The 12,581-nt window shown below is 46.3% G+C and carries 11 protein-coding genes; 8 read left to right on the top strand and 3 right to left on the bottom strand.

Annotated features, from left to right (window positions below; all coding sequences use genetic code 11):
- Nucleotides 1-37: 37 nt before the first annotated feature.
- Nucleotides 38-397: a dihydroneopterin aldolase gene (folB, locus tag H6F51_24120; protein ID MBD1825558.1), complete on the bottom strand. Its 360-nt coding sequence runs from the start codon at nucleotides 395-397 to the stop codon at nucleotides 38-40.
- Nucleotides 397-1,809, bottom strand: coding sequence for a glycosyltransferase family 39 protein (locus H6F51_24115; protein ID MBD1825557.1), 1,413 nt, complete (start codon nucleotides 1,807-1,809; stop codon nucleotides 397-399). Before H6F51_24115 ends, folB begins: the two co-directional genes overlap by 1 nt.
- Nucleotides 1,810-1,934: 125 nt before the next feature.
- Here H6F51_24115 and H6F51_24110 point away from each other — a divergent pair, with 125 nt between their 5' ends.
- From H6F51_24110 to H6F51_24075, 8 genes are all read left to right on the top strand, one after another.
- Nucleotides 1,935-3,677, top strand: a complete 1,743-nt coding sequence (locus H6F51_24110) for an NFACT family protein (protein ID MBD1825556.1) — start codon at nucleotides 1,935-1,937, stop codon at nucleotides 3,675-3,677.
- A gap of 444 nt (nucleotides 3,678-4,121) precedes the next feature.
- The gene (locus H6F51_24105) at nucleotides 4,122-5,102 is read left to right on the top strand and encodes a zinc ABC transporter substrate-binding protein (protein MBD1825555.1); all 981 of its coding nucleotides are present in this window, start codon (nucleotides 4,122-4,124) and stop codon (nucleotides 5,100-5,102) included.
- On the top strand, nucleotides 5,102-5,821 hold the full coding sequence (locus H6F51_24100; GenBank protein MBD1825554.1) for a metal ABC transporter ATP-binding protein: 720 nt from the start codon (nucleotides 5,102-5,104) through the stop codon (nucleotides 5,819-5,821). Before H6F51_24105 ends, H6F51_24100 begins: the two co-directional genes overlap by 1 nt.
- Nucleotides 5,784-6,662, top strand: coding sequence for a metal ABC transporter permease (locus tag H6F51_24095; protein ID MBD1825553.1), 879 nt, complete (start codon nucleotides 5,784-5,786; stop codon nucleotides 6,660-6,662). Before H6F51_24100 ends, H6F51_24095 begins: the two co-directional genes overlap by 38 nt.
- A 39-nt stretch (nucleotides 6,663-6,701) precedes the next feature.
- On the top strand, nucleotides 6,702-7,874 hold the full coding sequence (locus tag H6F51_24090) for a glycosyltransferase (GenBank protein MBD1825552.1): 1,173 nt from the start codon (nucleotides 6,702-6,704) through the stop codon (nucleotides 7,872-7,874).
- Between the two features lie 80 nt (nucleotides 7,875-7,954).
- The gene (locus H6F51_24085) at nucleotides 7,955-8,665 is read left to right on the top strand and encodes a sugar transferase (GenBank protein ID MBD1825551.1); all 711 of its coding nucleotides are present in this window, start codon (nucleotides 7,955-7,957) and stop codon (nucleotides 8,663-8,665) included.
- 375 nt (nucleotides 8,666-9,040) lie between these two features.
- On the top strand, nucleotides 9,041-10,117 hold the full coding sequence (gmd, locus tag H6F51_24080) for a GDP-mannose 4,6-dehydratase (protein MBD1825550.1): 1,077 nt from the start codon (nucleotides 9,041-9,043) through the stop codon (nucleotides 10,115-10,117).
- Nucleotides 10,118-10,140: 23 nt separating this feature from the next.
- Nucleotides 10,141-11,091: a GDP-L-fucose synthase gene (locus H6F51_24075; protein MBD1825549.1), complete on the top strand. Its 951-nt coding sequence runs from the start codon at nucleotides 10,141-10,143 to the stop codon at nucleotides 11,089-11,091.
- A 59-nt stretch (nucleotides 11,092-11,150) separates the two neighbouring features.
- Here the strand turns inward: H6F51_24075 and H6F51_24070 are convergent, their stop codons facing one another.
- The gene (locus H6F51_24070) at nucleotides 11,151-12,575 is read right to left on the bottom strand and encodes a redoxin domain-containing protein (protein ID MBD1825548.1); all 1,425 of its coding nucleotides are present in this window, start codon (nucleotides 12,573-12,575) and stop codon (nucleotides 11,151-11,153) included.
- Between the last annotated feature and the right edge of the window lie 6 nt (nucleotides 12,576-12,581).

Below are 12,581 nucleotides of genomic sequence, written 5' to 3'. Positions count from 1 at the left end.
ACGAGAAAGCCTTAGGGGTCAGTCCGATCTTAATCCCTCATCGCTTCTTTCTCACAATCTCGATCGTAATCTTCCCCCCAAAATCCGGTATCGGAGCCGCAGGTTTCGTCAACTTCACTTGCACTTGAGCGACTTGATCAAATTGCAAGACCGCTTGTGCAATTTCAGTGGCTAATTTCTCTAACAAATTGAATCGCGATGTTTTGATCAATCTCTGAGTCACTTCGATCGCATCGCAATAGTTCAAAGTATTGGTTAGTCGATCGCTCTCCCCCGCCGTTGCCAAATCCAACCAAAGCGTTAAATCCACCTCAAACCACTGCCCTAAAACCTGTTCTTCTGGCAGTGCGCCCGTGTAGCCATAGCCGCGAATTTCAGTTAAGTGAATACAATCCATCAGGGCTTAAAGTTATAACCTTTGCGAACGTAGTAGTTTTTAATCCAAACTCCGAAGCGCTTCACTGAAACAGTCACAGGTTCGGAGGTTCGATCGAACTTCGAGAGTACCATCAATTCCGCCGGATACCAATCATCCGAAACAATCACCGCATCTTTACCCTGCAAAGGTTTCGAGTCGCGATACCAAAAATCAAACTGATCAATCCGATCGCTCACTGCAATCACATTCCGATTGTTCAATTCATAAGCTAATGCTGACGCAGAGCGATAGTCAGAAGTCATCAATAGTGGATTGCTTAGCGCTTGAGATTCAGACTGAACGATCGCTGCAACTTCTCGCCAACCAAACAACATTCGCGAATCTGGATCAACGTCTTTGCTAATCAACGCCGAAAGCGGTAACACCGTATAGTGAATGACTAGCAACGTTGAAATAATCAATCCATAGATGGCGTGAGCGTTTGGTCTCTTGAGTACAAACGGCAGCAAAGGAAATAGCAGTAAATAGGCTGTAATGTTCCAGTAATACAATGCTGCTGAGATTAGAGAAATGATCGTCAGTACGATCGATGAGATCGCAAATACCCAAAATGCAACGATCGGATAAATCGAATTAACAGGTAAGCGAGTTTTCAACAAGCGATAAAACCCAATCCAGCAAAAAGGCGAAATTACAAAAAACGAAACTAAAGTAAATCCAAGAAACGAACCAATCTTAATTCCAGGAATAACAGGATTTACACTACGCTGAACATAATATTGAAATGATTGAAAATCATTAGAAAAATTCCAAATCAAAATTGGAATCAGAGCAGTTGACGCGATCGCAATTGCAATATAAAGTCGTCGATCGCGAAACAGCGAACGCAATCGAGCATTGGTAATCAACGTCGCGAAAAAACCAACCGCAACAAACACCGCATTATATTTAGAAAGTATCGCCAACGAAAGCGCGATCGCGCTTCCATACAATCGCCAAGTTTCTCCGCGTCCATCCGCAAGATAGCGATCGAGAAATCGGATAAATAAGTATGCCGAAATTAACGAAAACGTAATCAGTAGATGATCGTGCCACGCAAACCCTAGAAATATAAAATAGAGCGGCGATGCCAATACAAACAGCACCACAGCTCGAATATCCAAATCTTTGTGGAGATACCGTACAATTAAATAGTAAGTGTAGAAGAAGGCAATGCTGCTGAACAGATTTGGCAACCTGAGCGTAAACGTCGATCGTCCAAAAATTGTTGCAAAAACGCCTTGTACCCAAGCTTCTAAAGGCGGATGATCATAATAAGACCAATCTAAATGCTGTCCCCACAGCCAATAATAAGCCTCATCTGGATTTGGAAACGCTGTAAACCAGAAGATAAGCCGCAGCAGCAGAAAAATCAGGAAGAAAAAAATCATTAGATAGCGAGTGAGGCAAACACGCAATTTCATGATTATCGATGATTGCGCCCTCTAATTTGTGCCTAAACCCCCGCATTCAACTCCAGAGTTGCGAATATAGAGAGAAGTGAAGAGGTGAAAGAATGCAGCCAGTTGATTACACAACGCTGATGGCGATTTGTGCAGAACTACGATCGCAATGGCTCCCCGCCCGATTTGAGCAAGCCTATCAGCGTGATCGCTACACCGTTCTATTAGCCTTACGAACCCTAAAAAAACGCGGCTGGCTCACGTTGTCTTGGCATCCCCAAGCCGCCCGAATTCACTCCAGCGATCCGCCCCCACGCGATCCAGATACCTTCACCTTTAGTCAGCAGTTACGCCATCAGTTAGGCGGATTAGCACTCGTTGCGATCGAGCCTGTCTCACCCTGGGAAAGAGCGATTGATCTTCAGTTTGCCCATCGTCCGGGCGAGCCTGCCTTGTGGCATCTGTATCTCGAAGTCATGGGGCAATATAGCAACGCAATTTTAGTCAATCAAGACAACGCGATCGTCACCGCAGCGCATCAGGTCAGTTCTAATCAGTCAAGTGTGCGCCCAATTCAAACGGGTCAACCGTATGAACTTCCCCCCCCTCGACTCGATCCGGCTCCAAACTCAGCAGAAGCAATCGATCGATGGCGTTCGCGCATTAGTCTTGTTCCGGGCGCAATTCGCAAAAATCTAGTGAAGTCCTATCGCGGGTTAAGTTCTGCGCTCGTTCTATCGATGTTGCAAGCAGCAGACCTTGATCCAGATCGATCGACCGATACTCTCACAGGCCCAGAATGGCAACGCTTATTCGAGTGCTGGCAGTTTTGGTTAAAAGCGATCGACGCCGATCAATTCCATTCTGGCTTTACACCGCAGGGCTACACGGTGGTTTGGGGACACGATCAAATTGGCGTGCAGCAAATGATCGATCGCTATTACCGCGATCAACTCAACCAGCAGGAATTTACTCAACTTCGCCATCAAATCACCCAAAAGTTAAACAACGTTCTCGGTAAACTGCGAACGAAAGCGGCAGGGTTTGAAAGTCGATTAGATCGCTCCGATCGCGCTGATCAAGCCAAGCAGCAAGCCGATCTCCTGATGGCAAACCTGCACCAGTGGGAACCGGGAATGAAATCGATCGAGCTTGCTGATTTCGAGACAGAAGAGCCTGTCACCATTCCGCTCGATCCTGAGAAAAACGCTGTTCTCAACGCTCAAGCCCTTTACAAGCAGCACCAGAAATTAAAGCGAACTCGCGCCGCGATCGAACCCCTACTCGAAACCGTACAAGCAGAAATCTCTTATTTAGAAGAGATCGAAACCGCGATCGCTCAGTTTGAAAAATACGAAACCCCAGACGACCTGAAAGGACTGGAAGAAATCCGCGATGAACTGGTTCAAGAAGGCTACCTCGAAGGCTCCGAATATCGTAAAGCCGTCGCCCAGCAAGACTCCGAAATCCAGCCGCACCGCTACACAACGCCTAGCGGGTTTGAACTGCTGATCGGACGCAACAACCGACAGAACGATCAGCTCACGTTCCGAACCGCGACCGAATATGATTTGTGGTTCCATACTCAGGAGATTCCGGGCAGTCATGTTCTACTGCGACTGGAACCAGGAGCGATCGCCGACGAAAAAGATCTCCAGTTCACCGCAAATTTAGCCGCCTACTACAGTCGTGCCCGTCAAAGTGAGCAAGTTCCTGTCGTTTACACCGAGCCAAAAAACGTTTACAAACCCAAAGGCGCAAAGCCTGGAACCGTGATCTACAAACAGGAGCGGGTCATTTGGGGACAACCACAGCAAGGTAGAGAAATTGTGGCGATCGCTCAACCCATCAGTTAATCTTTTGCTCAGCTAAATCTGCCATTAGTTAGAAATATGTCAGGAGGTCATAAAGATTCGTGACAAAAGATTTGTGTATGTTGTTACAATGTTCAACAGATAGGGATTATTACTCTATGAAACCCCTGCAAGTTTGGGAAACGCGCAGAAGGGTTTTCTCCAATGTGAAACGACAACAGGTTAATCCGAAGCCAGCTTTTAGCGAAGTTGGCTTTTTTATTTATTCTTACTTGTATTGCTTAGTGCTGATTGTAGCGCATCATACAAAGAAGAGAATTCTTCCTCTATAAAAAGACCTCATACCAGCCCTCAACTAAATTAACCCGATTTACAGGGTTAATAATGCTACTTGCTGCTCCTGTTTAAGACGATCGTAAACACGTAAAATGAGACTCATTCTCAATGTAGGATGAAAACAGTCCTTTCACTCGGTTTGTTTTCCCCATGAGCAGGAACTCAAGTTGCTCCCGATCAGTTAAACTCCTCGCTGCCTTGCTGCTCCTGTCTGGAACTGCACTACTGGGTAGCTGTACTCAGTCCCCGTCATCACAAACGAATGGAATCGTACAGCCCTCTCCCGCCGCAAACACAGAGGAAAAACTGCGCGTCATCGCAACGTTTCTGCCTGTTTACCTATTTACGAAAGCGGTCGTGGGAGATGCGGCTCAAGTAGATATCCTGATCAAGCCGGGAACCGAAATCCACGAGTATCAATCCACCCCTGCGGATGTCCAAGCTTTAGCCCAAGCCGATGTTGTGGTTAAAAACGGCTTGGGAGTCGAAGAATTTTTAGAAAGTACGATTAAAAGCGCACAAAATTCAAAGCTGAAAATCGTCGATGCCAGTCAAGGCATTCAATCGATCGACCAGCTCTCTCAAGTTGTTGAAACCGGAAAAGAACACAGTCACGCTCACGCTGCTGGCAATCCTCACGTTTGGCTTGATCCAGTTCTAGCAAAACAGCAAGTTGAAAATATTCGTGATGGACTAATTGCTGCTGATCCAGAAAACAAAGCCAAATACGAAGCAAACGCCACCGCTTATCTACAACAGTTGGCAGCTTTAAACGCTGAGTTTGAGCAACGCTTAGGCAAGTTTCGCGATCGCACCTTCATTACTTTTCACGATGCCTTTCCCTACCTGGCAAAGCGCTACGACTTAAGGCAAGTTGCCGTGGTGAAAATTCCCGAAGATCAACTGTCTCCGGCAGATGTCAAAGAAACGATCGATGCCGTAAAACAATTTCAAGCCAAAGCTCTATTCAGCGAACCCGGAGTCGATAACAAACTCCTCGACGGGCTTTCAAAAGATCTCAACCTCAAATTGCGCCCCCTTGATTCCCTCGAAGCTGGAGACACGAACCCTCAGCATTACTTCACCGCTATGCGATCAAATTTACAAACCTTAGAAGCCGCGTTCAAGTGATGAATTCCATTCTCAAAGTTGAAGGATTAACGGTGCTGCGGGGACGATACACCGCTCTAGAAAATGTCTCGTTTGAGATTCCGGCGGGTAGTTCTGCGGCGATCGTCGGTCCAAATGGCTCTGGAAAAAGTACCCTCGTTCAAGCCGTTCTGGATCTCATTCCCAAGGCGGCAGGCACAGTCGAGCTTTTCGGTCGTCCGATTCGCCGTCTTGGAAGCTTACAATCGCAAATCGGTTATATGCCGCAGAATTTTATTTTCGATCGCAGCTTCCCGATCTCAGTGAATGAACTTGTCGCACTTGGTCAGAGCGGTCGAACTCAAAAAGCAGCGATCGCTCAAGCATTACGACGAGTGAATGCGCTACATTTACGCGATCAAGCGATCGGAACCTTGAGCGGTGGTGAACTGAAGCGCGTTCTCCTGGCGTATTGTCTTGTCACACCGCGTAAGTTATTGGTTTTGGACGAAGCCTTTGCAGAAGTAGATGTGCAAGGTGAAGCAGAATTTTTCAGCTTATTAAATGAACTCCAGCGCGAGGAGAATTGGACGGTCTTGCAGGTTTCGCACGACCTCGATATGGTAAATCGACATTGTGATTATGTTTTATGTCTTAATCGATCGCTGATTTGCACAGGTAAACCAGAGATTGCACTGTCCCGTGACAATTTGCTTCAAACTTATGGATCTGGTTTTAGCCGCTACCGACATCACCACTAACTTAGTCAGTTTATTGCAGTATCCATTCATGCAGCGAGCGATCATTGCTGGAATTTTAATGGGATTGCTGTGTGGGTTTTTAGGCAGTTTTGTAGCGCTGCGTCAGTTGTCGTTTTTTTCTCATGCAGTTGGACATGCGGCGCTAGTAGGGACTGCGATCGGGGTTCTGATTCAAGTCGATCCAACTTGGACGCTGCTTCCGTTCACGCTAATCTTTGGGGTAGCGGTACTTTATTTGATTGATCAAACTGATCTTTGGAGCGACAGCGTTCTTAATATTGTGCTGTCGGGCGCATTAGCGATCGGTGTAATTCTGACAACGTTTATTCAAGGGTATCGTGGAAATTTAATGAATCTTCTGTTCGGTGATATTCTTGCGGTCACTTGGACAGATATTTCGCTGACCGGTTTGCTATTAATCATCAGCGTCTCTATTCTGCTTGCAACATTGCGCCAACAAATTCTTCTCACCCTCAATCAAGCGGTTGCTAAGGTTCAAGGAGTCTCAATTCAGTTTCACCGTTACTTATTTGTGGTGCTTTTATCGTTAACGGTAGCAGTGGCAATTAAAGCGATCGGTATTCTTTTAGTGAATGCGTTTTTGGTCATTCCGGCCGCAACCGCCAAATTATTAAGTCATCAATTTAAGCCATATTTAGGATGGTCGGTAGCGATCGGTGCATTGAGCAGCATCGCGGGTATGGTTGTTTCTGGCGCACTGAATTTTCCGTCAGGGCCAAGCATCGTTTTAGTTCAATTCTGCTTGTTTCTTGTTGTCTTCATAGCCGTAAAACTGTATGCCCGATTCGGTTCAGTCAATCTGAGAAATCAGCGCTCCTGAAACGGTAAAATTTGTGCGTGATATCAGAGAAGCTCTGCTGTGAAATTAAAGTATGCGCTGGTACATGAGTGGCTCACCCCAGAAGCAACGGGTGGATCAGAACTCGTGGTTCAAGAGATTTTGAAGCATATTGATGCCGATTTGTATGCGCTAATTGATTTTGAATCAGTGAACCCGAAAAGCTACTTATATCAGCGGAAAATTGGCACAACGTTTTTACAAAATTTCCCTTTTGCGCGAAGTGGAGTACAAAAATATTTGCCATTTTTGCCGATCGCGATCGAACAACTCGACCTGCGGAATTACGACATCATTCTCTCTTCCTATCACGCAGTTGCTAAAGGTGTTCTTACTTCACCTCAACAACTCCACATTTGCTATTGTCATGCACCGATGCGATATGTATGGGATATGACGTTCGATTACCTCCGTGATAGTCGCGCAGGCCGCGGAATTTCTGGAATTCTGACTCGATATTTGCTGCATCAATTAAGACAATGGGATGTCATTTCATCGAATCGCGTTGATTATTTTATTGCCAATTCTCAGCACACCGCTCGTAGAATTTGGCGCTGTTATCGGCGATCAGCAGAAGTAATTTATCCGCCTGTGAATGTCGATCGCTTCTCATTTGCATCCCAAAAACAAGACTTCTACCTGACCGTTTCACGGCTTGTTGGCTATAAGAAAATATCGTTAATTGTTCAAGCATTCAATCAGCTGAATCTCCCCTTAGTTGTGATCGGCAGCGGCGCGGAACTGAAGCAAATTCAAAAAATTGCTAAGCCAAACATTCAGGTTTTAGGATGGCAACCGGATCACGTTGTCGAGCAGTATATGCAGCAAGCAAAGGCATTTATCTATGCCGCCTATGAAGATTTCGGTATCGCTCCGGTCGAAGCACAAGCCTGTGGAACCCCAGTTATCGCCTACGGCGCAGGCGGAACATCCGAAACTGTGAGAGACTTACGGACATCCGGCTCGCAGGGCACTGGAATTCTATTTCCCGCGCAAACAGAAGCCGCGATCGTCGAAGCGGTTCACGCTTTCGAGCAATATCGATCTTTCTTTCAGCCCGAAATTGCTCGATTCCACGCGCTCAAATTTCACCCGGAAGTGTTTCAAGAACGGTATCTTAATTTTATCGATCGAGCTTATCAAGACTTTCAAACCCGACTGCAAATCCGACTCGATTCGCTAAAATCCTCCTGAACAGGGAGCAAAACTGACGTTAAACGAGTCGATGGCTTTATGATCAGGACTGTGTGTGGTGTGGAATAGTAAGGAGTAAGATGACTGCCGATAGCCAATTGATTTCCGGCAAGCGGATTCGGTCGATCTTCAAGCGTCGCAAACCTTTGATTTTCAAAAGCTGGGACGTGCTTGATAGCGATCTTGTCAAACGCCTTTTCGATATCGCGTTTTCGCTCTCCGTTCTCGTTCTTTTTTCTCCTGTGTATTTGATTTTGGCGTTACTGATCGCCCTGAGTTCTCCAGGCCCAGTTTTCTACGTTCAAGAACGAGTGGGAAAAAACTTCAAACGATTTGGCTGTATCAAATTTAGAACGATGGTACGAAACGCCGACGAGATGCTGAGCGATCTAATCAGTACCTCGCCTCAAATGCGCCAAGAGTTTGAAACGAACTTCAAGCTAAAGTACGATCCCCGCATTACCTGGATCGGTCGCTTTTTGCGAATTACTAGCTTAGATGAGTTTCCCCAATTTTGGAATGTTTTAGTTGGCGATATGAGCGTCGTTGGCCCACGTCCGCTTGTCGTTGAAGAACTCCCTAAATACGGAATCCATATCGAAACGGTGCTCACAATCCGTCCTGGAATCACAGGCTTATGGCAAGTTTCAGGGCGCAATGATATTCCCTATCCTCAGCGCATCCGAATTGATGTGTACTACGCCAGCTTCCGCAATTTCTGGCTAGATTTGTGGATTATCGTCAAAACGATCGGTGTCGTCATCTTCCCTAGAAACAACGGAGCTTATTAAATTCACACAGATATTTAGATTCAGTGAGTGATCCGGATGCTCACGATAGTCGTCGTAAGGGTTAGCAGTGTTGTCACATTTGTTTCGCGTTTCTTGCCCGATTGGTCAAGACATGGATTTCATGCGTGATAAAACGCTCAAGACTGCTGTAGGAGAAGAATTTTGCGGAACAAACCCAGCAAATTTTCTGTAAATCCACGGCTTTCTAATACACAGACGGCTCTTTCGCGGTAATGTTGGGTGTTATTTGCGCTGAGCTTAGGGTTAACTAGGTACAGCTTGTTTCGGATGACCAAACTCCGGCTTTAATGAAACAACTCAGCACTAAAAAGTGTCCAACCGTCTGTTGTAAATTGCAGGTGAGGAAAGCAAAGAATGACGCAACGTAAACGCGCACTGTTAACGGGGATCACGGGTCAAGACGGCTCTTACTTAGGAGAACTGTTACTAGAACAAGGGTATGAGGTTCATGGCATCATTCGCCGAACCTCGACCTTCAATACCGATCGCATTGACCACATTTATGAAGACCCGCATGTCGAAGGTGCGCGGTTATTTCTACATTACGGCGATCTTACAGATGGGACGACGCTGCGTCGGATTCTCGAAGAAGTTCAGCCCGCAGAAATCTACAACTTAGGCGCTCAGTCCCATGTCCGCGTCAGCTTCGACGCGCCAGAATACACGGCCGATGCCGTTGGTATGGGGGCACTGCGAATTCTCGAAGCTGCTCGTGACTATCAGCAACGCACCGGAAACGAGATTCGCTATTATCAAGCGGGTTCTTCTGAAATGTATGGAAAGGTTCAAGCGGTGCCCCAAACCGAAGAAACTCCCTTCTATCCCCGCAGTCCCTACGCCTGCGCGAAGGTGTTCGCACACTGGCAAACTGTAAATTATCGCGAATCCTACAATATGTTCGCGTGCAACGGAATTCTGTTTAATCACGAATCTCCCCGTCGCGGCGAAACCTTTGTCACCCGCAAGATCACCCGTGCCATTGCTCGCATCGTTGCCGGACAGCAGAAGAAGCTTTACATGGGTAATCTCGATGCTAAGCGCGACTGGGGCTATGCCAAGGATTACGTCCGCGCAATGTGGCTGATGTTGCAGCAGGATCAGCCCGACGATTATGTCGTTGCAACTGGTGAAACGCATTCGGTACACGAGTTTCTCGATATTGCCTTTGGACGGGTAAATCTCGATTGGCAAGACTATGTGGAATTCGATGAGCGCTATCTCCGTCCCGCTGAGGTGGATCTGCTCATTGGCGATCCCGCAAAAGCTAAGGAGAAATTGGGATGGGAGCCTTCGGTGACGTTTGAGGAGCTAGTGCACCTGATGGTCGATGCTGACCTACAAGCCTTGGGAATTAGCTCCGCTGAGAATGGGCACTCTAAGGTCGAGGATTACGCAACCATTCGTCAAAGCTTGATTGGGGTGTCCTTCTAGGAAAACTTACATAGAATTCAGCCATGACCTCAACAACTTTAAGTCTCGAAAATAAGCGCATTCTGGTGACAGGTGGAGCAGGATTTTTAGGTCGTCAGGTGGTACGTCAACTGTGTGAAGCAGGGGCAAGTCCACAAAAAATTACCGTGCCGCGATCGCAAGATCTCGATCTCCGCAAGATGGAAAATTGCCAACGAGCGGTGGATCAGCAAGATGTTGTGATTCACTTAGCGGCACATGTTGGGGGCATCGGACTCAATCGTGAAAAACCTGCTGAGTTGTTCTACGACAACTTGATGATGGGAACGCAATTAATCCACGCTGCTTATGAAGCAGGCGTACAGAAGTTCGTCTGTGCGGGGACGATTTGCGCTTACCCTAAATTCACACCTGTTCCGTTCAAGGAAGACGACATCTGGAACGGATATCCGGAAGAAACGAATGCACCGTATGGCATTGCGAAGAAAGCGCTGTTAGTACAGCTTCAGTCTTATCGCCAGCAGTATGGATTTGACGGCATTTATCTACTGCCTGTAAATCTTTACGGACCTGGAGATAACTTTGATCCGCGTAGTTCTCATGTAATTCCGGCATTAGTGCGGAAGGTGCATGAGGCTCAGCAGCAAGGTTTAAGCCAGCTTCCCGTTTGGGGAGATGGCAGTCCGACCCGTGAGTTTCTCTATGTGGATGATGCAGCGCGGGGAATCGGGATCGCAACTCAAAAGTACAGCGATCCCGATCCGGTGAACTTGGGCACAGGTGAGGAGATCTCAATCCGTGACTTGATTACTTTACTTTGCGACCTGATGGAGTTCAAGGGCGAGATTGTCTGGGAAACTGATCAGCCGAATGGTCAGCCGCGTCGCTGCTTGGATACTGAGCGAGCAAAAGAGCGGTTTGGCTTTACTGCTGAAGTCAGTTTTGAGCAAGGGTTGAGAAATACGATCGACTGGTATCGCCAAAACGCGCAATAAAGTTGTTTCTTTAAGTTCTTTCTTCAATGTGTGAGGGGCGTTCTTCGGAATGCCCTTTTTTAGTTGGGTAGGCAGACGTTTGGAGCGCAAAGATTAGGAAATTTGATTGTTGCCATTTCTAATGTTGTTAAATTCAATTTCCGAATTACGTGATTGTTTGTATCAGCAATAAATAAATGTGTTGCTGTTGCGCTAATTCCAGAAGGCTCATTGAGCGAATCTGCTGCGATCGTTTGGCAAAATCCATTCGCGTCAATCCGCTTAATTTTGTGATTGTAAGTATCCGCAATCCAAAGATTTTCACTGAATTCAACGCCCAAACAATGCTGCAATCGTGCGGCTTCTCCAATTCCATCAACATCGCCGAAATTATACAAATCGCCACCCCCACAGATTGTTTTTACTTGATTTGTTTCTAGATTAATCGATCGAATTGAACTGGTTTCGCTATCCGCAATAAACAGTTCTTTTCCGTTTGTTGTAATCCCACTGGGTTGAGCAAATGCGGCTTCTTGAATGGCACCATCGAAACTTGCTTCGGCTCCAGTTCCCGCAAACGTTTCGATCTTATCGGCTTGCATTTCCCAGATTTGATGTGCGCCTGCCATGGCGATAAATAGACGATCGCCAATTTTTTCTAAATCCCAAGGTGAATTTAAATCAACTTCTAAAGCCTTCCCACCGTGGGGATAAATCACTCTGCTTTGATTTCCGGTTCCTGCGATCGTGCTAACTGTTTTAGCCTTCAAGTCAACACAGCGGATCGCATGATTTCCTGTGTCAGCAATATAAAGTAATTGATTTGTGCGATCGAATGTCATTCCTTGCGGTGCTGAAAATTGAGCTTGATCGAATTCACCATCAAGTAATCCTGAATTTCCACTTCCGATAATGTGAAGAACCTCGCCTTCGATCGAACTCATTACAATTCGATGATGTCCGGTATCTGAGATAAATAAGCAATCCTTAACCAAGACTTTACCGGGAAACGCAAGCGGAGAGATCGGAAATTCCTCAAGCGCAAACGAGATCGACTGAGGTTCGATCGCATTGTTTTCGATTAATTCCTGAATTATTTGATCTAAGAGATCGCGCCTTCCTTCACCTGCGATCAATTTCACAATATATCCTTTCGGATTGATCAAAATAAAAGTTGGATAAGCTCGAATTGCGTAAGATTGCCAAACTTTAAAGTCTTGATCGACTAAAACAGGATGCGTAATTTCGTATCGAAGAATTGCTTGCCGAATGTTCTCGATCGCGCCCTCATTCTCAAATTTTGCTGAATGAATGCTGAGAACAGTTAAGCGATCTTTATATTTCTGCTCCAAATATCCCAAATCCGGCAAGCTGTGAACGCAATTGATACAGCCGTATGTCCAGAAATCCAGCAAAACAATGCGTCCCCGAAACTCTTTGAGAGACAGGGGACGATGAACATTGAGCCACGCTAAATCTTTTGGAAACTCTGGTGCGCGAACCATGAAACT

The sequence above is a fragment of the Cyanobacteria bacterium FACHB-DQ100 genome, assembly GCA_014695195.1.
Lineage (GTDB): Bacteria > Cyanobacteriota > Cyanobacteriia > Leptolyngbyales > Leptolyngbyaceae > Leptolyngbya.
Note: the sequence above shows the minus strand (reverse complement) of the source record. Positions and strands in the feature narration are given on the sequence as shown.

Bases quoted from the DNA above. Each gene is read 5' to 3' on its own strand.
- folB (MBD1825558.1), bottom strand. From the start codon at position 397: ATGGATTGTATTCACTTAACTGAAATTCGCGGCTATGGCTACACGGGC.
- H6F51_24115 (MBD1825557.1), bottom strand. From the start codon at position 1,809: ATGATTTTTTTCTTCCTGATTTTTCTGCTGCTGCGGCTTATCTTCTGG.
- H6F51_24110 (MBD1825556.1), top strand. From the start codon at position 1,935: ATGCAGCCAGTTGATTACACAACGCTGATGGCGATTTGTGCAGAACTA.
- H6F51_24105 (MBD1825555.1), top strand. From the start codon at position 4,122: ATGAGCAGGAACTCAAGTTGCTCCCGATCAGTTAAACTCCTCGCTGCC.
- H6F51_24100 (MBD1825554.1), top strand. From the start codon at position 5,102: ATGAATTCCATTCTCAAAGTTGAAGGATTAACGGTGCTGCGGGGACGA.
- H6F51_24095 (MBD1825553.1), top strand. From the start codon at position 5,784: ATGGATCTGGTTTTAGCCGCTACCGACATCACCACTAACTTAGTCAGT.
- H6F51_24085 (MBD1825551.1), top strand. From the start codon at position 7,955: ATGACTGCCGATAGCCAATTGATTTCCGGCAAGCGGATTCGGTCGATC.
- gmd (MBD1825550.1), top strand. From the start codon at position 9,041: ATGACGCAACGTAAACGCGCACTGTTAACGGGGATCACGGGTCAAGAC.
- H6F51_24075 (MBD1825549.1), top strand. From the start codon at position 10,141: ATGACCTCAACAACTTTAAGTCTCGAAAATAAGCGCATTCTGGTGACA.
- H6F51_24070 (MBD1825548.1), bottom strand. From the start codon at position 12,575: ATGGTTCGCGCACCAGAGTTTCCAAAAGATTTAGCGTGGCTCAATGTT.